This is a genomic window from Endozoicomonas sp. PH6C (assembly GCF_059322965.1).
Map to the genome: position 1 here is coordinate 6,062,425 of NZ_CP185342.1, position 21,325 is coordinate 6,083,749.

At 48.6% G+C, this 21,325-nt stretch carries 17 protein-coding genes; 15 read left to right on the forward strand and 2 right to left on the reverse strand.

The genetic code is table 11. The features are described from left to right. The first annotated feature begins 3 nt into the window (after positions 1–3). From ACOMG9_RS21090 to ACOMG9_RS21125, 8 genes are all read left to right on the forward strand, one after another. A complete protein-coding gene (locus tag ACOMG9_RS21090; protein ID WP_494529364.1) occupies positions 4–1,332 on the forward strand; it encodes an MFS transporter in 1,329 nt (442 codons plus the stop codon). Positions 1,333–1,530: 198 nt separating this feature from the next. Then, on the forward strand, positions 1,531–2,124 hold the full coding sequence (locus ACOMG9_RS21095) for a hypothetical protein (protein ID WP_448218346.1): 594 nt from the start codon (positions 1,531–1,533) through the stop codon (positions 2,122–2,124). Between the two features lie 195 nt (positions 2,125–2,319). Then, entirely contained in the window at positions 2,320–2,937 is a 618-nt protein-coding gene (locus tag ACOMG9_RS21100; protein ID WP_494529365.1) for a pseudouridine synthase, read from the forward strand. A 433-nt stretch (positions 2,938–3,370) separates the two neighbouring features. Next, positions 3,371–4,411 (forward strand): peptidoglycan DD-metalloendopeptidase family protein, encoded by a 1,041-nt coding sequence (locus tag ACOMG9_RS21105; protein ID WP_448218348.1) that lies wholly within the window; start codon positions 3,371–3,373, stop codon positions 4,409–4,411. 137 nt (positions 4,412–4,548) lie between these two features. Beyond that, positions 4,549–4,980, forward strand: a complete 432-nt coding sequence (locus ACOMG9_RS21110; protein ID WP_448218349.1) for an Mpo1 family 2-hydroxy fatty acid dioxygenase — start codon at positions 4,549–4,551, stop codon at positions 4,978–4,980. Positions 4,981–5,228: 248 nt separating this feature from the next. Beyond that, on the forward strand, positions 5,229–5,489 hold the full coding sequence (locus ACOMG9_RS21115) for a DUF5062 family protein (protein WP_317144975.1): 261 nt from the start codon (positions 5,229–5,231) through the stop codon (positions 5,487–5,489). 206 nt (positions 5,490–5,695) lie between these two features. After that, entirely contained in the window at positions 5,696–6,550 is an 855-nt protein-coding gene (locus ACOMG9_RS21120; protein WP_448218350.1) for a methyltransferase domain-containing protein, read from the forward strand. Positions 6,551–6,621: 71 nt separating this feature from the next. Continuing rightward, positions 6,622–6,963, forward strand: coding sequence for a DUF2956 domain-containing protein (locus ACOMG9_RS21125; protein WP_422138974.1), 342 nt, complete (start codon positions 6,622–6,624; stop codon positions 6,961–6,963). 17 nt (positions 6,964–6,980) lie between these two features. Here the strand turns inward: ACOMG9_RS21125 and ACOMG9_RS21130 are convergent, their stop codons facing one another. Next, positions 6,981–8,450, reverse strand: coding sequence for an SLC13 family permease (locus tag ACOMG9_RS21130; RefSeq protein WP_448218351.1), 1,470 nt, complete (start codon positions 8,448–8,450; stop codon positions 6,981–6,983). Between the two features lie 251 nt (positions 8,451–8,701). Between ACOMG9_RS21130 and ACOMG9_RS21135 the strand changes: the two genes are divergently transcribed. Beyond that, positions 8,702–10,195: a hypothetical protein gene (locus tag ACOMG9_RS21135; protein WP_494529366.1), complete on the forward strand. Its 1,494-nt coding sequence runs from the start codon at positions 8,702–8,704 to the stop codon at positions 10,193–10,195. A gap of 103 nt (positions 10,196–10,298) precedes the next feature. Continuing rightward, positions 10,299–11,678: an ATP-dependent RNA helicase DbpA gene (dbpA, locus tag ACOMG9_RS21140; RefSeq protein WP_494529367.1), complete on the forward strand. Its 1,380-nt coding sequence runs from the start codon at positions 10,299–10,301 to the stop codon at positions 11,676–11,678. Positions 11,679–11,762: 84 nt separating this feature from the next. On the opposite strand, the gene ACOMG9_RS21145 is transcribed toward dbpA, so the two are convergent. Next, positions 11,763–12,770 carry a hypothetical protein gene (locus ACOMG9_RS21145; RefSeq protein WP_448218354.1) on the reverse strand — a complete coding sequence of 336 codons (1,008 nt, stop codon included), beginning with the start codon at positions 12,768–12,770 and terminating at the stop codon, positions 11,763–11,765. Positions 12,771–12,998: 228 nt separating this feature from the next. On the opposite strand from ACOMG9_RS21145, the gene ACOMG9_RS21150 reads away from it, so the two are divergent. The 5 genes from ACOMG9_RS21150 (at position 12,999) to ACOMG9_RS21170 (ending at position 21,236) form a co-directional block, all read left to right on the forward strand. After that, entirely contained in the window at positions 12,999–13,586 is a 588-nt protein-coding gene (locus ACOMG9_RS21150) for a TIGR04219 family outer membrane beta-barrel protein (RefSeq protein WP_448218355.1), read from the forward strand. A 110-nt stretch (positions 13,587–13,696) separates the two neighbouring features. Next, positions 13,697–16,903 carry a hypothetical protein gene (locus ACOMG9_RS21155; RefSeq protein WP_448218356.1) on the forward strand — a complete coding sequence of 1,069 codons (3,207 nt, stop codon included), beginning with the start codon at positions 13,697–13,699 and terminating at the stop codon, positions 16,901–16,903. Positions 16,904–17,014: 111 nt separating this feature from the next. Next, on the forward strand, positions 17,015–17,509 hold the full coding sequence (locus ACOMG9_RS21160) for a SycD/LcrH family type III secretion system chaperone (RefSeq protein WP_448218357.1): 495 nt from the start codon (positions 17,015–17,017) through the stop codon (positions 17,507–17,509). After that, positions 17,509–18,840 (forward strand): hypothetical protein, encoded by a 1,332-nt coding sequence (locus ACOMG9_RS21165; protein ID WP_448218358.1) that lies wholly within the window; start codon positions 17,509–17,511, stop codon positions 18,838–18,840. Before ACOMG9_RS21160 ends, ACOMG9_RS21165 begins: the two co-directional genes overlap by 1 nt. 179 nt (positions 18,841–19,019) lie before the next feature. Beyond that, the gene (locus ACOMG9_RS21170; RefSeq protein ID WP_448218359.1) at positions 19,020–21,236 is read left to right on the forward strand and encodes a YgiQ family radical SAM protein; all 2,217 of its coding nucleotides are present in this window, start codon (positions 19,020–19,022) and stop codon (positions 21,234–21,236) included. Positions 21,237–21,325: the final 89 nt, after the last annotated feature.

Consider the following 21,325-nt stretch of genomic DNA (forward strand, 5'->3'; position numbering starts at 1 on the left):
AACATGAGGCAACAGAGTCAGCTGGCACTGCTGGGTAAAAGACGCTTTCTACCTTTTTTCCTGACCCAGTTTCTGGGTGCTTTTAACGACAACCTCTATAAAAACTGCCTGTTACTGATGGCGGCATTCGCTGCAGCAGAAAACCTGCCACTTAACTCAGATCTATACATCAACCTGGCTGCTGGCCTGTTTATTCTTCCTTTCTTTCTTTTTTCCAGTGCTGCCGGGCAGATCTGTGACAAATATGAAAAGTCGATGATTATCCGCCGGGTCAAACTGCTGGAAATTGTCACCATGGCGGTCGCTTCCGGCTTTATCATTACCCAGAACTACCTGATCCTGTTGGTTCTGCTGTTCCTGATGGGGGTTCAAAGCGCTTTTTTCGGGCCGGTTAAATACGCCATTATTCCCCAGCACCTGAATGAAAATGAACTGATTGGCGGCAATGCTCTGGTAGAAATGGGTACTTTTGTTGCCATACTGGCGGGTACGCTGGGTGCAGGTATTTTGATTGAACAGACTGATGCTACTGTCTGGGTAGCCGTTTCTGTCGTTCTGTTTGCCGTTCTGGGTTATTTGGCGTCTCTATTTATACAGGGGGCTGCAGCGGCTGATCCCGACCTGAAAATCAACTGGAACCTCTTTCAGCAGACCCTGACTATAATCCGGAAAACCCGATCAAACGACAGCGTTCACAAATCCATTATTGCCATTTCCTGGTTCTGGGCTCTGGGGGCTGCTTATTTGACACAGCTTCCCAACCTGGCCAGCGAGACCCTGAAAGGCAGTCCACAAGTCGTCAGTGTCATGCTGGCGATATTCATCATTGGCGTCGCTGCCGGTTCGCTGTTCTGTGGACGACTTTCCAAAGGTCATATTGAGCCGGGTATTGTACCCATTGGTGCCCTGGGTCTGAGCCTGTTCGGAATTGATTTGTATTTTGCTGTCACTCCTGCCATAACGGCAAACTTACTGACCATTAGTGCCTTTATGGAAAACAGTGAGAATCTGAGGGTTTTGCTGGATCTGGGCATGATTGGTTTTTTCAGCGGCCTGTTTATTGTTCCTCTGTATGCCATGGTTCAGCAGAGAACACCTGCGAACCGTCGTGCACAGACGATTGCTGCCCTGAATGTTCAGAATGCATTCTATATGGTGGTCAGTGCCCTTTCTGGCATGGTATTCCTGGGGTTACTGGAGCTGTCCATTGAACAGTTTTTCCTGACACTTGGTGTACTCAATCTGCTGATCTGTGCCCTTATTTTCAGAAAAGTGCCGGAATTTATAGAACGTTTTGTCGCTCGCTTCGTTAAGAAAGTCGCCAGTGATTGAGTTCATTGTCGGTACTTCCGTATCGTGACATAAAACGACAACTATGTTGTAGCGGGGGACTGCATAATGCTCGCACATTCATTATCGACCCTGTGCATAACCTTTGACAGTCCACTGGAATTTTTTTGTTATGTTTTCTGGAATTTTGCAAATTCTTTTTTACAATGAGGACTGCATTCGAAGTAATGAGATTTATTTATGATAAGAATCATGCTTCTTTCTATATTGATTTTTTTGACATCGTCTTCTTATGCCAGACCAACAATTAATTATTTTGAGTTATTGGGCTCATGGTATGGTAAGAGTGCCAGCCTTGATCATATCAATCTGGAATTTCATGAGCTAAATACCTTCGCTTCTGAAAAACTGTTCATACTCTCCATGCAGGATGAAGATGGTCGTATCGAGATCGGCCAGGTAATGAGAGATGGTAGTTATGGGACCTACACTATGAATGTAACAACAGATGAGGGAATGTTAAGTCATAGCGCCTTATGGATTTCAGCTTCTCCCCCTGAAAATCCCGACTTGAATGGTGTTTTTTTAACAAAAGAAACCAATCTGGAAGAATTAAGAAAAATGCCTGGAAGAATGACCGCTTACATACGGTTAAAAAAAATTGCTACTGGGAAATTAGTCATTTGCTGGGAAGATTTTGATTACTACCTTCACAATCAGAGATTATTTTTTAGAGACTCCAATTTAAAAGAAAACAAAAAAATTTGGCCCTCGACAGATTCAAGCATTTGCTCAAGTGAAAGAGATATAATACTAAGAAAAGATGAGCTATGAAAACTCAATGTCAGGTTTCACTTTGTCGGGCAGAGTCCTTAAGCTGGATACTACGAGCGTAGGCTTTACCGGTGGTGACAGCAGCAGTGATTAGAAGTCTTACTTTTCATCCCCCCCTCAATCCCTGCATAATGCCCGCACATTCATTATTGACCTTTTTGCATGACCTTTATTGCGCCTCACTGTCAGGAACCTTTGACTGAGCTGTACCGTGACTCCGAACTGGTGGTTGTTGTTAAACCTGCGGGATTGTTAAGCGTTCCCGGTCGTCCACCCAACGATAACGACAGCGCTCATGCGCGCCTGCTTGCCATTGAGCCGGAAACCCGGGTGGTCCACAGGCTGGATATGTCCACATCCGGGCTCATGGTGTTCGGCCTGAATGCAGCCAGCCACAGAGAACTGAGCCGACAGTTCCAGGATCGGGAAGTGGAGAAAGGGTACATTGCAGAAGTCTGGGGAACGCCGGAACAAGACTCCGGAGAGATATCCCTGCCATTGATTTGCGACTGGCCTAACCGACCCAGACAAAAGGTGGATCATGAGCAGGGAAAAAAGGCCCTGACCCGGTATTACTCCGTAGCGGGTGATGGCACTCACGGCAGGGTCTGGCTGGAGCCCGTGACAGGACGGTCTCACCAACTCAGGGTTCACCTGGCTGAGCTGGGACACCCTATTCTGGGCTGTGAGTTTTACGCTCATGATGAAGCCAGAGCAGCGTCTGACCGTTTGCGCCTGCACGCCAGCCTTCTGACATTCAAACACCCTGCCACGGCAGAAACCATGAGATTTGAGAGCCAGCCTCCTTTCTGAGGGCTGGCGGAGTTGAGTTTTTACAGGAAAAAAGTAAACAAGGGATTCATGCCCATAGCGGGAGCCAGAACAACAGGGTAACGGGCGAAAACGCCTATTGATGAGTGCGTTCACCCATTAAAGCGGCCACATGATACAGACGTGCAAATGTTAGAAAAGCAGAATTATTGCTTACTGATATATAAAAATACTGATAGATGGATTTTGTTCTAAGTAGAAACCTCTGAAAGAACAACCGATTGTACGAAAGTCCACATTCGATCACTTCGTTTGTTCCCTTTTTATTTTCCTGTCCGATGTCGGCCTGGTAAAAATCCCGATAGCCAGTGTTATCGCTTATCCTGATCACAGACCTATTAAGGAGAAGCCTCCATAGTCCACTTTTTCGAGGGCTGTGATACTGCCTGCAGTTTTCCACAGGGGGTCCTGATGAATGCCTGCCGATTCATTTTATAAAGCCTGCACCAGACTGTTTGACAGGCCTCATCGCTCGACCAGCAAATCATTCACCATCAAAGTCAGACGCAGCTTGCCTGCCGCTCTGATACTTTCAGTGTCTTTCTCAAAGATTGCTTTTGCTCATTCCACTGACAGGCATGAACCCGCTGCTTTTGAACTGTTCAAAACTTTTACCGGCGAAATTCAGGGGAGCCTTTACCGGAGTGCACGAAAAGCGGGTGTTTCAAGCTCATTCATTCATAAGTTTGCGGCCATTTTCCGATATAAGATTGATTTCAGTAAAGATCTGAAGGCTGGTGATCGCTTTAAACTATTGACTGACAATTCCCTGAAAAACAAGAAGGGAGCTGGCGGTGTCATTCTGGCTGCCCGACTCTATCAGAAGGACGAAATCCACACGGCGGTTCGCTACAGCGATGGGAAGTACTATACACCGGAAGGAAAAATACTCGGCAGCTCTTTCTCCCGGTACCCTCTGGGTAAAAAGGGCCGGGTCAGTTCCGGTTTTAATCCAGCCAGGAAGCATCCCATCACCGGCCAGATTCGCCCGCACAATGGAACAGATTGGGCTGTGCCCGTAGGAACTGCCATTTATGCTCCAGCTGACGGCGTCATCGTCAAAGCAAAAACCAATCACCCGGCAGCCGGTCACTTTATCGAAATGCGAAACGGCAGTCGCTATGTCACCCGGTACCTTCATCTGAGCAAACTGCATGTGAAAGAAGGGCAAAAGGTTCGCAAAGGCGATTTGATTGGTAAAACCGGAAATACCGGTTTGTCCACTGGTCCCCACTTGCATTACGAACTGTTTATCGATGGCAAGGCAGTGGATCCTATGACCGCGAGACTGCCAACCGGTGAACCTTTGCAAGGTGATGCATTGAAGCGATTTAAAAAGACCACACAACCGTTGATCGCAGCCATGAATCAGAATCAGCAGGAAACACTCCTTGTCAGTAAGGCAAGCAGTGCTCCTGATAACTGGCTAACTCTGAAAAACAGTGACGCATTTTAAAATCATTGTGAACAACTCCATGGTGCGAGGTATCATTGACATGCCTGCCACTGGGTTCAGTAGCAGGCATTACGCAGAATAAAGACAAGAATAACAAAAACGCTGCTTTAGCAGGTTTCATTAGAATGAGGCCCCCTATGCAAATACGACCCCTGAGTGAATGGCTCCAAGCCTATGGTGAAAGTCACCAGGACCCCACCAACAAACAGATTCACTGGATCTGCGTTCCGGCAATTATGTTCAGTATTATTGGCATTGTCTGGTCTTTCAGCCCTGCTGCGGTCATTGTGGTCATGGCCATGACCCTGATTTTCTACTTTATGCTGTCTCTGCCTTTATCTCTGGCCATAATTGCCTTATACGCAGTTATGAGTTGCATCGCCGCCAGCCTTGGTGAGTATTTACTGACCCTGAGCATTACTGTTTTTGGGGTGTCCTGGATCTTCCAGTTTATCGGCCACAAGATAGAGGGCAAAAAACCCTCTTTCTTTGAAGACATTCAGTTTCTGCTGGTCGGGCCACTCTGGTGTCTGAATTTTCTTTTTAAGAAGTGGAATTTAAGGGTCTGACAGGGTGTTTTTATCGGTGACACCCTCTAAAAACCCAAAACATTCTTTGCAGTCCATTGAGTGGCTATTCCATGGTAAGAAAAAACAACAGGGTCTGGTGCCGGATTTAGCCAATAGTACTCAAATTAACTCTGGAATTGCTTACCTCAGGCAGGTCCTCAGTGCAAACTACTCGGGAGCATGAGATCAGTTGAGCTATTATGATGTACCCTTTATTGTGAACCTTGGAGAACAAAACCGGGTAGCCAATGAAAAAACTCAAAAATGAAAGCGAGCTGGTCAAAGAAGCTCTGAGAGTCGGAGCTATTTATGCCCAAAAACGCAAAGTAGGTCAGTTTGAACCGACAGATTCCGCCAAGCAAAAAGTTGAATATCTATACCGCCTGCTGGTTCATGACAAGTTGATACAACCTCTGGTGAAAGGGGAAGAGTCAGAACCAAGCATGAAACGCAAACTGGCGCTGTGGATATCTCGCCAACTGCCAGAAAATCATCCGCTGTTGAAATAAGCGCCCTGAATTAGGCCATTAGAAGTCATAGCTGATTTAATGTTCGGCGCTGCGGACATTTTTTTCATGGCAAAAAGCAGTAATTACAGTAAACTTCCCGGCTCGAGCAGCTCTGAGCTAAATCCAGTTCCCAGCAAATCGTGGAAGTGGCTTAAAGGCCCGGATGCGCTGCATTTGCATTATCAAAAAAACCTTTACTGGTAATCATGACCCTGACTCTGCGCTGCCCCGTCTGCCACGAATCTCTGACACATTCATTCCACACCTCCGGTACGGGTCTGGGCTGCCTCCGGAATCACCAGTTTGATCGAGCCAGACAAGGGTATTTCAATCTTCTTCCGGGGCATAAAAAACGCAGCAAAAACCCCGGCGATGACAAAACAATGGTTCAGGCCAGAACCCGTTTTCTGGACAAAGGCTACTATCAGCCAGTGGCTGATTCACTTGCCAAAACTCTGGACAGCCTTGAGAAATTTTCAGAAAGTAATCGGTCTATTCTTGATGCCGGCTGCGGTGAAGGGTATTACACAGAAAGGCTGCAACAGGCGTTTCCGGGAGCCGCAGTAGTCGGCATTGACATCTCCAGGCCTGCCATAATGGCCTGCTGCAAAAGAAGCAAAACTGTCCAGTGGCTGGTTGCCAGTGTTAATGACATTCCCGTTAAAGACCAGGAAGTTGACGTCATTGCAAGTGTATTTTCACGATGCGACTGGAACGAATTTGCGCGGCTGTTAAAGCCTGAAGGGCATGTTTTGGTGATGTCTCCCGGAGAGAAGCACTTGCTGGAACTTCGTCAGGTTATCTACGAAGCGGTTAGGCCTTACCCTGTGGATAAACTGCTTGATCAACTTCCTGAAAGTTTTAACCTGACAGAAACAAAAGCGGTTCAAGGCAGTATGCAGCTGAATTCAGCAGAAGATATCATGGACTTACTGGCAATGACCCCACATTACTGGCATGTCAAACCTTCCCAGAAAGAAAAGCTGGCCAGCCTGGGTGCTCTGCAGTGCCGCTTTGATATGAAACTCTATGTGATCCAACGCGCATCACACAAAAGATAGAAATCTGAGCTGATTTCGTCGGGGTCTTGCTCTATTATCCGTCTCTCCCTTCCCCAAGATTGTTATACGATATGGCCAGCCCCCGGAAGAAAACCGATTCATCCAAAACCCGTGAAGAGGCTATGTCTGTAGCCAGGGCCACCCAGCGACCCGGCCAGAGCAAAGAGCAGACCAGGCTGATCGCCCAGGGCATCCAGAAAGGCATTGAGCACTATAAAAAGCAGCAAAAAGCCAAAGCCAGAGAACTCGACAAACACCTGAAAAAAGTTAAAAGGCAGGTAGAGAACCCTGCCGCAGAAACTGAAACCATCACTAAGGAATTGACCCGCTATAGACAGCATTGGCTGCCCTGGCTTTTACTGGCTCTGAGCTGGGCAGCATTTACCGCTTACCTTTTTGCGTCTGAAGTCTAAAACTTCAGATTTTCTGGCTAGAAGACCCTGTCCACCAGCAGAGCGCACAAAACAGTAATAATCACGATACCCGCCAGATTCAGAATCAGGCCACTTCGAATCATCTGACGAATCGATAACAGCCCCGAACCAAACACGATTGCATTGGGGGGAGTGGCAACGGGCAACATAAAGGCACAACTGGCGGCTATGGCTGCCGGAATAGCCAGAACTTCCGGGTCCAGGCCAAGGGAGACAGCCAGCGCACCCAGAGGCGGCAGGAAGGCAGCCGTAGTCGCTGTATTACTGGTAATTTCAGTCAGGAAGATAATCACAGAAACCACCAGGACTATGGCGGCAATGGTAGGCAGTCCATCCAATACCTGGAAGTTGCTGGCAATCCATTCTGCCAGCCCTGTTTTACGGATAATTGCCGCCAGACTCAGACCGCCTCCAAACAGCAGCAAAACATCCCAAGGCAACCTGCGAATATCTTTCCAGTTAAGAAGAAAGTCGAGCTTTTCACCCCAGCGGACGGGAATGATAAACATCAGCAGCCCACCAGTAAGGGCTATGGCAGTGTCAGTCAGCTTTATGTCTGGTAAAAAGCCGGACAGCCAGGGTCGGAAAACCCAGCATAATGCGGTCGTAGTAAAAATTACTGCCACCCATTTTTCAGCCCTGCTTAAGGAACCCATTTCAGCTAATTGCTCTTTTAAAGACAGGCGTACAGATTCATTTTCTCCCGGACGAAGCTCATAGCCCCCGGAACTGAGCCACCAGCCCGTGACCAGCAGCATTAACAGCGTCACAGGCATACCTACCAGCATCCATTGGGCAAAGCCAATTTCAATGCCGTATTGTTCGCTGAGAAAAGCCGCCAACAGGGCATTGGGTGGTGTTCCAATCAAAGTGCCAAAGCCGCCGATGGAGGCGCCATAGGCAATAGCCAGAAGCAGAGTCGCAGGAAAGTGTCCGTGAGAACCCCGTTCTTCTTTCATCATTGCGATCACTGACATACCAATGGGTAACATCATTATGGCCGTTGCAGTATTGGACACCCACATACTGATAAAGGCGGTGGTAAGCATGAACCCTATGACCTGCCGACGTTCACCGGTACCAGAAGCCAGCATGGTCAAAAGCGCAATCCGCCGATGCAGGTTCCAGCGCTCCATAGCCAGACCCAGCATGAAGCCTCCCATAAACAGATAGATGACAGGGTGTGCATAAGCCGAAGCGACTTTATCCAGAGATAACAGGCCAACTAACGGAGCCAGCAGAAGAGGTAACAGTGCGGTCACTGAAATAGGGAGTATTTCCATGGACCAGAAGACCGCCATCATCAGTGCCAGACCAGCACACTGCCAGGCAGCAACAGGCATATTCTCAGGTGCAGGCAGCACCAGGGTCATCACAAACAATGCCCCCCCTGAGATCAGCCCAGTCAGCCAGATGTAAGGGTTAGCCCCCGCTTCCAGCTCTGTTGAGGAGGGTTGTTTGCTCATGGTCTGTTCCTTGGAAGTATTCTGTTTATAAGTCGGTCAATTCCCTGATTTATTCACCCGTCTACCTCCAAAAATCCAGATACCGCCCTCTTCCATAGTGTGCAAACGGTCATTCTGACCAATTTTTACCTGAGCAATATGACAATTTTTATTCTACGCTTTGTCGGATTATCAAAATAAAATTATGAATGACTACGGCAATGGACTCCTTATTTTCTGTCAAACTCTTTTCAGTCAGAATTGCTTTCTTTATGAGCTTTGTACTGATGCTGTGTGTAGCGGCATCAACGTATCAGGCAAAAGCAGCTGACAGGCCCTCCTGTGACATGCCTGTGTGTTCGAAACACAGCATGGCTATGGAACCGGACGGCAGCGGGGGGCACTTCTGTCTTCAGTGCATGTCAGATGAAATCAATAAGTTGGAAGATGATATGGAGTTTCAGCTAACCTATGGCTATGCTGCTGAAACGGTATCGACGGAAGCTGAACAAAGCCCCTATTACAACGTTAGAGATCATACCTCTTCACTGGCGGACCTGATGGAAAGGGCCCGTTTGTTACTCGATCCGGGGCAGGCAACAGGCGGCTATATTTCTTCTTCTGCCATGGTGAGTTCACGTTCCGGTTTATCGCTGCCAGCCACTGCCAAATACAGCTTTGAAGGGACGGCAGAGCACAAGACCAGCTTACCCACTCACGATGACCCCCACGAAAATCTGGCCGTCGAATCATTGCCTGCTGAAATGATAACGACAACCACTCCATCTGTTGCTCACAATATTATTGAACCCGCCGAACAAGGAGGTCATGAAGAGTTTCAAACCGTGCGGACTTCTGTGCAGGATTTAGAAGGTTCATCTATTGCTTACAACCTTATTGAACGACTTGAAAAGAGAGGTTATGGAATATCAGGCACTCATGCTTCAGCCCTTCCACCCGGGGAAGCCATGTTGCTGCTGAGAGACAAGGTGGAACTGCCTGTCCTGCTCCCACTGTTGTCGCATTTTAATATCGAATTTGCAGCTCAATCCCTGTTGAATCTCAAGTCGCTTTTGCTTTCAGGTAAATACCTTATTATCCGGATGACCCAAAAAGACGGGATGATCACGGTTATCCATATTCACCCTGTAGAAAACCAGCAGGCTCTGATTATTACAGAGCTGGGTCTGCAGAGTTCGCCCATTTGTATCGAAAACCTGCCCCTCCTCCTAAGTGCTTTTGTGTACCATGAAGGGGTGACAGAACTGGCTGTTTTTACTCACGAGGCTGTCCCAGACGATCCCGCCCCGTCATCAGAAGGCGCTTCTGCCGGGGCTATACTGACTCAATCTCTAACAGTCGCCATCATCGAACATATCCAACGACTGGGGGTTTCTTCACAAGAATATGCTCCTATCGAACATACTGGCGCTATACGGGAACTTAAAAAGACTCAGGATCAGGCCAAACTTGCGCTATCAATGCCAGATTATGGCTTCCAGCAAAATCCAGCTGAAGGTGATGCTTTGCAGAATGTCGAAGCACTGACCGGAGCACAAACCCCCTTTATCGCTCAATTGATAACCCCGGACCAACAGGTCACTGTGATTAACTTTCAGCCTGAAGCATCGGGCGATGTTATGCTGAGCCTGTCAGGACAGCACTTCCTCATAGACAGGAGAGAGATAGGCGCCTTGTTTGACTGGATCATCAACCAGTTTAAGCCGCTGATACAGATTTTTACTCTGGCACCTATCTATCTCTAAGCCCACGTCCGCGCTTTTTCCTCAGCTCTGTTATAATCCGGGCCCAAACTGCATTGCCGCACAGATTTGAATGATGCAGACTTTTCACGGTAGAGAGTAAACCTTGAGTACACAACCTTTTTCCGACTTGCCGCTGCCCGAAGCGCTGCTGCACAACCTGGAGCAGATTGGCTACCGGGAAATGACCCCTATCCAACAAAAAAGCTTACCTCTGGCCATGGCTGGCAGAGACCTGATTGCCAAAGCCAAAACCGGCAGTGGTAAAACGGCAGCCTTTGCCATTGCTATGCTACTGGGCATTCATCAACGCTTTTTTGGTTGCCAGGGACTGGTGCTGAGCCCGACTCGTGAACTGGCAACCCAGGTCGCCAACGAGATTCGAAAACTGGCTCGCTACCGGCAGAACATCAAGGTCGTTACCCTATGTGGTGGGCAACCTATTGGTCCACAGATCAGCTCACTCTCCCATGGTGCCCATATCGTCGTCGGTACACCGGGAAGAATTCAGGATCATTTGCGTAAGCGAACACTGACTATCGAGCATCTAAAGACGGTGGTATTGGATGAAGCCGACCGTATGCTGGATATGGGATTTATTGATGCCATTGAAAACATTCTGGATCACACCCCACCAGACAGGCAAACACTGCTTTATTCAGCTACCTACCCCAAACAGATCAGGGCTTTGAGCCAAAAGTTCCAGTCTGAACCTGAAGAAGTCACCGTTGCGTCAGTGCATACTCACCAGCACATTCAACAGTTTTTCTATCAAGCTGAGAACGGTGATAAATCAGAAACCCTCTGCAAACTGCTCAACCATTATCAGCCCGGTTCTGCTGTCATCTTTTGTAATACCAAACAGACCTGTAAAGAAGTTGGAACATATCTTTATGATCAGGGTTACAAGCCATTGGTACTCCATGGTGATATGGAACAGCGAGAACGAGACCAGATGCTGGTCCGATTTTCAAACCAGAGTGCCGATGTTCTGATTGCTACCGATGTCGCAGCCCGGGGTCTGGACATTGATGACCTGGCCGCCGTCATCAATTATGACTTGAGTCGAGATCCGGAAGTCCATGTCCACAGAGTCGGGCGAACAGGTCGTGCCGGTAAGGAAGGGCTGGCCCTAAACCTGCACACCTCCCGTGAGCAATACAAGCTGGATGCTATTGCCGATATCCTGCGGACGGAACTGACTTTTGGTGACCACAGAGCACTGAAGCCAGCAACACAGCCACCCTCAAAAGCCCCAATGGTGACACTGGCTATTGACGGAGGAAAAAAGAACAAGGTGCGCCCTGGTGATATTCTGGGTGCTCTTACTGGTGACGCTGGCATTCCGGGAGATCAAGTTGGCAAAATCAATATCTTTGATTTTGTCGCCTATGTGGCCATTAAAAGAGAAAATGCCCGAAAAGCCTTGGCTCGCCTTGAACAGGGCAGAATTAAGGGCCGGAAGTTTAAAGTTCGCAGACTCTGATAACTCCCGTGTTTTAAGTGCTCACGGCCCATAACACATCCAATTTGTGTTATGAGCCGGGATCTTTGGAAACCGCCTCTTAAATCAAGGGGTAATACACTTGATCTTGCTCCAGTCCAGTTTTTTCGCTTCCTGAGTTATCTGTTCATTGCAGACATAACAGTAGTTGCGGTTGTGATCACTATCGTGTTTGACTTTTCTGCCAATAATGCAGTGACCCTTCATATCCATGCAGAACCTTGGTTCGTAGTTGAAACGGGCACACTCACCCAGATCCCTGGCAGAATGCTTCATTTCCTGACCGTCCCGAATCCAGTAATGGCCGTTATGAGTCCCTATATCAAACTTGCAGACATCAATGTTGCCTTTAACATATTCAGGGAACCTGCATACCTGATTTTCCGATGCCAGGTCTGAGAAAACCTGATTTTCGTAATAACGAGACCCACCCAGCTCACAGCGCTCGCCATCGGCTGATTTAGTACCAAAAGAGAAGTAACGGTGCTCTTCTCCACGAACTTCTTCAGTTCCGCTACCCGTACAGAACCTGAGTCCCTGCGTGGCAGGCTCGTGTTCCTGGGTAGGTTTGTCTCCACCACCGGGGGTTGATTCTCCCTGATACTCTGCATCCTTAGCATCAACCTCGGGCTCACCTGTCGGTAGATCACAAAACTCAAAAAAACGTTTTGATAGAAAAAGTTCAGTACTAATTCCCGCAGGGTCCTTCAAATAGGGATTAGAGGTTTCTGCTTCCTGTAACTGAGTGTAATTGGCCAATAGCCACTGAAACTCATAACCGTAAGAGCTATTTCCGTTGGCATCCTTATACAAGCAGGCCAGAACCTCGGCGCCTTCTACCCCCTCAAGAGACACATGCCCAACCTCAATACCAGAGCGTGTCGGCGAATTCGTCACACAAAGTGGCACATCGTCCATAGACTCAATGATTTCAGAGAGGGCATCGACGTTATACGAGCTGCTGGAATAGGTAGAGAGCCAACACGCTTTATTTGCATTTGCTTCCGCATGTGCCATGGACAGTGAAAGGAAAGCCCCAGTCAGACTGGATAAAGCCATTTGAACTAAACGCATCAGAGTTCACCACTGCTAAAAATTGATAATTCAGAACCGGCTGCCTTAGAGCTTTTGGAGTTATCTTTTTCTAGACACAGTTATATAGACGAAGTTAGGATTTATCGCCACATCCTCTCCCTCAGGGACATGAAATATCACTGAGCATTGGCTATAGGTAAAAGTCAGCATGGGAGCCAGTGCTCACAAACGGTAATTTTGTTATTTTTATCTAAGCAATAACGACAAATGAAAAAATTGATTCTGACGGCTGTCATCCTGGCGGCCAGCTCTACCCTTGCCCAGGCAGATATTATTGGCGCAAAACTGGGTTACAACTATTGGAATACTGCCGATCACGGTGACTTTCACACTGTTTACGGACAGATAGAGCACCCCATCCCACTGCTCCCCAATCTCGCGGCAGGTTATAGCAAACTCAATCATGACAAGCTGAAATTCGACAGTTACGATGCCTCCGGCTACTACGAAATTCTGGATAATGGCAATATTGCCCTGGACCTGGGTCTGGGGGTTCGTCGCTTTGACAGCGGTAAATACCGGGACGCCTCATTCAGCGATACAATCCCCATGTTAACTGCCGATGTGGAGCTGTTTCAGGCCAGCACTATCAGCTTTTACAGCAAGCTGTTCGCAGGTCGCTCTGAAGATACTGACTTTAACGATCTGGAAGTGGGTGCCCGTTTTTACCTGTTTGCCGACCTGAAACTGCAGGCTGGCTACCGCCTCTACGAAATCGATATGGATGGCACCAAGGGCATCTATAACGATGAAAGCATCAAGGGCTTTAATCTGGGTCTGCACTGGGATATCTGACCTATCCCTCACATAGAGCTGGCTCCTGTGAGTCAGCTTCCTGCCTATTCTGACAAATCTGCTAGACTTTTCAGACTGAAAAAAACTAACTAACAAAATGGCAGGTTACGGTGGACGGAACAAGCCGGGGTGAGCCCTCTCCCCAAACAGGGAATATTCCCCCTCCTCAATCTTTAATGGGCTCTGAACAGGAAAGCGAAGTCACAGGTGAACATCATCATCGTGCTATCACTCCCACCAGCGGCGAAAATCTGGTAGCCAGAGCAGCTGTCGCAGCTGGCAAGGACGAGCAGTTGTCGCAACGAAGTGTCAGCAGAAAGAAATACACTCCGGATGAAATGGCCGAAATGGGCTACAAGGTCGAAAAGTCCCGGAAAGCCATTGCAGCGTTTCTAATAGAGAATGGCTTAAATGAAGGGGTACCCGAACTTAAATGTGAACTTTACGATGGCTACAAAGAGTCCACTCAGGTCCTGTTCGTAGAGATGAAACGATTACTGGATGCGCATTTTTCTAATGTGAACCGGATGTACCAAGTGCTCCAGTCGGATTACAGAGCGTATGGAAAACTGGAAAGCACCGCCAGAAGAGCTGCCAGATCGCGACGGGTCAGCGAAGAGGAACAGAATCTCCTGAAAGACCTCGTCATTCTGGGAAATTCTGACAAACGCTACAAGGAGTACTGGCAAGAGAAAAAACGGATACTCCTTTATGCCAGTCTTTGTGGAATACGCTTTAGCACAGCTCTCAAAGTGATTCCTAAACTTGATGCCATACGAGGGAGCGAAACCTTCCGCCAAAGGATAGAAGACTTTTTGCCCCAGTCCATTGAATGCATGAAAATGTACCAGGAAGTCATTCAATGTCAGCTGGGGCTTGAACAATATTCAAAACTTGAAGAAAGCCTTAATGCCCACGATAGAGCGGCCTTCGGGGCAGCCATGCTGGCTGATCTGGCCATGGATGACTACATGCCCACTGACGGTAAGGATAAACTTCGTCAAATGCTGGCGACCCATTCCTGCTGCTTCATCCAGTGGCTGACTGACTTCGACCCGGAGCAGCCACAAGTAGTGAAGCTGTGTAGCTGGAGAGTCAAGCATCTGATCAATGCCGCCATTCTGGCAGACAACCCCAAACAAGCTGAGCGCTTCTTACAGTTCTTCCGGAAACAGATGGAAGCAAATAATCCTGACTTTGCCCCACAGGATGTTTTCTCACTCTGCCATTCCCTAATTACATCGCTAGCCTATCTTTATGACCGCCCTGAACCACTGGCCCATTTTAAAGCACGGCTGGAAGGGACTGTAGCTCCGTTAACTGAGTTAGTAACCCTGATCAGAACCATTAACAAGAAAAAAATGCTAACTGACGACCTATGGGCTGCGCTGGTGTACCTTTTTGAGCGGATCAACAACGACTACCAATTAGTAATAAAGGATCTTCGTGAGCGCGAAGCAGGGGTCGTTCAGATAGCTTCCGACCTGATTAGAGAAGAAGAAGAGGAACAAAAGCAGATCAAAGAAAAACTGGTGGCCAGAGCAAAAAAACGTCGGGAAAAAGAAGAACAGAGACAGGAGGCCGAATGGCAAAAAAAGCAGGCCACACAGGCCGCAGCCGCAGAGAAGAAACCGGAGCCCCCTGAGCCAAAGCCCTATGACCTGGAAAGTACTCTGAGCAAGGCTACCGAGGCGTTTGCCCGAAAAGAGCCTATTGGCGTTCTGAACAATATCTTCAAAAAAGTGATTCAACATCCCCGGGTCAGCGGCTTTGACAAGGCTCAGGCTCACTACAGTTATGCAGACATGGTGACCTCCAGGCTTCGGCGTCAACTGGAGTCTGTTCACAAAATGATTGAGCCCGTTTATGCCTTCAGTGAAGCTCTGGAAAATCAGGGTCCGCCTGAGCTGGAGAAAGACATCAAATTCAGGAAAGCACTGAGGCAGTTCAAGCTTAATATGCAGAAAATCAGTATCAACACCCTGATCATGAACAAGGCCGTCAAAGAAGCGCAGGAGATTTTCTTTAGCCTTAATGAGGATCAGCCAGAGTTTGTTGATGCACTAGTGGACCTTCACAATGACATGGAGTACCTGGTTGCACAGGGAAAAGCCGTTATTCAATGCTGCAAGGACATTCCAGATATTTATGCCCGTCGGGGTCAAATGATTCAGCATTACAAGCTATCTAAAAAAGTTGGCTCACAGCGGCGCAGCGAGTTAAGAAGTGACTCAGAACGACATCGCGAGCTAAGCGATCACATCAAGGATCTGGAAGAACTCGGCAAAAAGCTCGATACCAGTATGGGAATGTTGGAAAAAACCCTTACATGTGAACAGGCGGCTCAAGTCCGACAGACGCTTTCAATCGCGAAAAAAAATACCCCGACGCCGGATGAAAAAACCAGCCCTGGTTCCATTGAAGACAAACAGCAGACCCCGAACCCTGATGATCCGGGCCCTGCGCCTGAAATTAGTAATGATTCTGCACAGGGCTCTCTGCCCGAACCGGCAACCTCATCCATGGCAACCCCTCCGGTAGCTACTGCTGAGTTTTCAAAGGACTCCGACGAAGGGGAGATAGAAACCCCATCAGTTGCTGATATTGAAGAAGCTCATGGGGTTTTGCTACCCCTGAAGCTGCCTATTCCCGAGAACATGATGGTCGCCCTGGGCTTTTCGATCATAGAGCACAAGCTCATTGCACCCATGAAACTCTACGATTCAGAAAGCGTTCAGGAAAAAAATCTGACCGCTGCAAAATCCAGAAAAGGCAAAAAAGGAAAGCGGCAGGGGCAAAGAGAAAAAGCTCCAACAGAACCTCAAGCCACCGCTGTTAAAGAGGAAAATGCCGATCCCGGTGAACTGGGCCTGAAACTCCAGACAAGGCTCTGTGACTATCTTGAAGTGCTCAATGAGACCGGAAAAACACCTGATGGCAAAGCTGTGCCTGAGAAGCTGAATGTAAAAGCAATGCTGGCAAGAGTGAAGCAGGGTACTTTTCTGAAAGACTCCGGGTACTTTGGCGTTGACTTTACCTTTCTGTCAGATGCTCTGAACATTCCTGTTCAGGCTAACCTGCCATTGAGCAACAGGCTCTACTTTCGGCCAGGTCTGGTTAGGCCCCAGCAACTCGACCTCTGGACAAACCCGGAACCCCACCTGCATCTGGAATACCCCACTTATTCCGGAGAAGAACACCAATGGTTTGCTTCTATGGAGCATTACTTTCAATCCGGTTTTGAGGAAGATTACCAGTTGTTTACCAAGGAAGCCAAACCCAAAAAGGCAGACGATAAGTCCAAGAAAGGATCGTGAACCACTCATTAGGCCTTTTTATAACTTTCGTCTTCACAGGCAGGAGTCTCCTGAAAGCAGATGCTATACCTTTAGAAACAGTCATTTGAAATACCAGCAAGGATGCCGTCGATGTCGAAACAGATCTTTCAGGCCCCTCACAGTCAGGAACTGGCCACTATCACCGAATACCTGCTCACTGGAGGAACACTGGCAGAAGCCAACCAGATGAGTGAGAAGGCCCTTGAGTCCATTTATTCCCATGGCTACAACCAGTACCAGAATGGTCATTTTGAAGAGGCTGCCAAAATCTTCCAATATCTCTGCTTTTATGACCACTGGAATGCCCGCAACTTTCTTTGCCTGGGTTCCTGTCAGATGATGCTGAAAACTTACGGTCAGGCCATTAAAACCCTCGAATACGCCGCGCGAATGGATATCAGTAATCCACTGGCCAAAGTCTATATGGCTGATTGCTACCTGGCTCTGAAGGAAAGAGGCATTGCTGAAGTGATTTATAAAAGCGCCTTGAAAGATGCCAGAAAACATCAGTTTAATCATCTGGAGCTGAAAAGAGTTGAGAATCTGCTCCAGACCTTTGAGGACGATAAGGGAGGGCTGTCCTGATGGTCGATTCAGTTAATCGCAATGATGGTATTTTAGTCCCAACGCAGGCAGAAGCTCTAAAAGAGATTGAGAAGACTAACCCTGTCTCACAGGGCTATGAAAACAAGAACTCGGTATCAGTCAGAACCGGGGAAGATCAGGTTGTTCTGCCTCCCGGTGGTTCAGAGGCTCCTTCCATTCCAGAACCCGACTCAATGAATGCGGGCCAACTGGATGACCTTGAAAAGCATTTAACCCAACAAACCACAGCCAAACTGCGAGGCGAGATTGGCGGCATGTTTGGTGAAAGCCCGAACTCAATTACCATTAGCCGACCAGAGTTAGTGACTATGGCGGTAGGTGAGACTGTTCTGGATACCGAAGCCAAACTGTCACGGGTGGTGGAAGCCTCTCCTCGGGTCATGCAGCACATTGGTCATTCCGTAGATCAACTTCAAATGGAGCATATTGAGGGCACACTGACCGCCGACAAGCTCGAAGAAATACTGGCTCAGATCAATGCCAGCCTGGAAGACAGCTCGGTTAAATACGCTGAAAACAAGATTGAGATGGCTTCCCTTGATGCTCAGCAGCGGCATGATAGTAATATCGAGCGTATCCGGGAACACATTGAAGAGGTTAACAGCGCCAGTGCCGAGGCTACAGCCAAGCCTGAAAATATTTTCCTGAAAGCCCTGTCTTTCCTGTTCCCGCCTGTCATGCTGTGGGAATCCGCACTGATGATTGACCGGGAGGTCAACCCCGGCAAAGACAACTCTCATCTAAGTATCTTTTCTAAAAATGAAATCGACTTTATGCTGCAGCAGACCGGGGAGGCCAATGCAAGCTTTATCAAACATGCAAGCCCCTTTATGCCAGCTTCCATGGTGGAAATCGGCACCTCTGAACAAACCGATAATCACCCATCAAAAACCGATGATACCCAAAAACGCAAAGAAGTCTCTGATGAATCCGGCTCTCCAGTGAGCGATGCCACTGAAGGCCTTCAGATTGCCAGCGAAGGTCTTGATCACTTTGAGAGAAGAAAGGCTCTGCTCCAGACTCTCCAGCAACAGGCAGAATCGGAAGAAGCCAAGAAAAAGCTTGAGGCAGCTATCAACGCACTGCAAGGCGGAGACCCTGCTCTGGCAGAAGAGATTCTGGGCTCTCAGGGACTGGATAGCAGTATCGGAGACAGCATGAGTGCGTCAACCGGTGATAAAGAGCTTACAGAGGCAAAGGATATTAAGAGGTTTGTCGATGACATATCCGGTGTTCCTGACGAGGTGCTCTCTTCCATGAAGGATGCAGACGGTGAACTGAGCCTGATCAAGCGCTTCACCTCTGTGTAAGTACCTGACCACCCTGCCTTTGCCATGAATCAATGATGTTCATACCGAGGCAGGGATGGTTTATCACCACATCACTTCGGTTTCATCTCATCCCCTGGCTGCAATTCGTGCTATCAAAGCGACGCATTTTTTGAAAAAATAGTGCCCCTTCAGAAAGAGCAGATAAAACCAGAACATTCATGAGTCACTCCTCCCTGCAGCAACCGTTGCCTGCCAAGGAACTGTTTTCCTACCCAAAGTATTGGGCTGAATGCTATGGCACAGCGCCTTACCTCCCCATGACCCGAGCAGAGATGGATGAGTTAGGCTGGGATTCCTGCGACATTATCATTGTCACAGGCGATGCTTACGTAGATCACCCCAGCTTCGGTATGGCAGTCATTGGCCGTTTCCTGGAATCCCAGGGCTTCAGGGTGGGCATTATTGCCCAGCCAGATTGGAGCAACACAGCAGACTTTATGCGTCTGGGTAAGCCCAACCTGTTTTACGGTGTCACCGGTGGCAACATGGACTCTATGATCAACCGCTACACCGCCGACCTGAAAGTTCGAAATGACGATGCTTATACACCGGATGCAGAGCCGGGCAAACGGCCTGATCGCTCGGTGATTGTTTACAGTCAGCGTTGTAAAGAAGCCTATAACGATGTGCCCGTCGTTATTGGCGGTATTGAAGCCAGCCTTCGCAGGATTGCCCAGTATGATTACTGGAGTAATGAAGTGCGCCGTTCTGTTCTGATGGATTCCACTGCAGATATCCTCCTCTATGGCAACGCTGAGCGAGCCATGGCCGAGGTGGCGGACAAACTGGCTGCGGGCGTTAATATCAAAAATATGGATGATATTCGCGGTACGGTTGTCGTTAAGCCTGGCACACCAGAAGGCTGGACCGAAATAGACTCTACCCGTATCGACTGGCCAAGAGATCCGGGATCTCTGGAAGAAGCCTATGGCACCAACCCATACGAATATGTGCAAGAAGAAGAGTGCGAATCCAAAAAAAGACAGGAGCCGGATATTCAGCCTGTCCGCATTGTTCCACTTCCGCTGCACCGCAAGACTGACTTTGATACCAGCAAAAGCTGTATTCGTCTGCCGTCGTTTGAAAAAGTGCGTAAAGATCCCGCGCTATACGCCCATGCCTCCCGAGTGCTGCACCAGGAATCCAACCCCCATAATGCCCGGGTGCTGGTGCAGAGACATGGCAACCGGGAAATCTGGGTAAACCCGCCTCCCATTCCTCTGGAAACGCCGGAGATTGATGGTGTCTTTGCCCTGCCTTATCAGCGCAGGCCACACCCATCCTATGGTGATGTAAAAATTCCGGCCTACGACATGATCAAAACGTCCGTGAATATCATGCGGGGCTGCTTTGGTGGCTGTACCTTCTGCTCCATCACCGAGCACGAAGGTCGGGTCATCCAGAGTCGTTCCCAGGAATCCGTCCTGCAGGAACTGGAAGAGATCAGGGACAAGGTGCCTGGCTTTACCGGTCAGATTTCTGACCTCGGTGGCCCAACCGCCAACATGTATCACCTGAACTGCAAGAGTGCAGAGATTCAGGCCAGTTGCCGCCGTCTTTCCTGTGTGTTCCCGGGTATCTGCAAAAATCTGGAAACCTCACACAAGCAAACGACAGAGCTGTACAGAAAAGCCCGTGCCATTCCCGGCATCAAGAAAATCGCCATTGCTTCGGGTCTTCGTTATGACCTGGCAGTAGAAGATCCGGAATACGTCCGTGAGCTGGTCACGCACCACGTCGGTGGGTATCTGAAGATTGCGCCGGAGCATACCGAGAAAGGTACTCTGGACCTGATGATGAAACCCGGCATGGGCACCTACGACGCTTTCAAGAAAATGTTCGACAAATTCTCCAAAGAAGCCGGAAAAAAGCAGTATCTTATTCCTTACTTCATTGCCGCCCACCCGGGTTGTGAAGACGAAGATATGATGAACCTGTCGCTTTGGCTGAAACGTCACAAATTCCGTGTCGACCAGGTACAAACCTTTTATCCGTCGCCTATGTCTCTGGCAACGGCTATGTACTATTCCGGTCGTAACCCGCTCAAGAAGCTTAATTACAAGGGTGACAGACTTTATATTCCCAAAGAGCTGGAACAACGTCGTCTGCAAAAAGCCTTCCTGCGTTATCACGACTCCAGAAACTGGGATGTCCTCCGTAACGCCCTGAGAAAGATGAACCGCTCCGAACTGATTGGCGATGGCCCCAATCAACTGGTACCTGCGGAAGAACAGAGCAAAGACAACCGCCGACCACACAACAAAAAGCCTGCGGGAAAATTCCAGAAGGCCCGTGGTGGTCAGTGGGATAACCGAGCACCCCGCAAAAAGCCGGTAGCCCGGAAAAAGCCTTCAGCTAATAAAAAGTCCAGATAACCCCTAAAAAAAAGCCCCGAATTCTTCGGGGCTTTTTTATTGACCCTTGCTCGGTTGATGGGGATGGCAAAAAGTGGCCTTGCCAATAT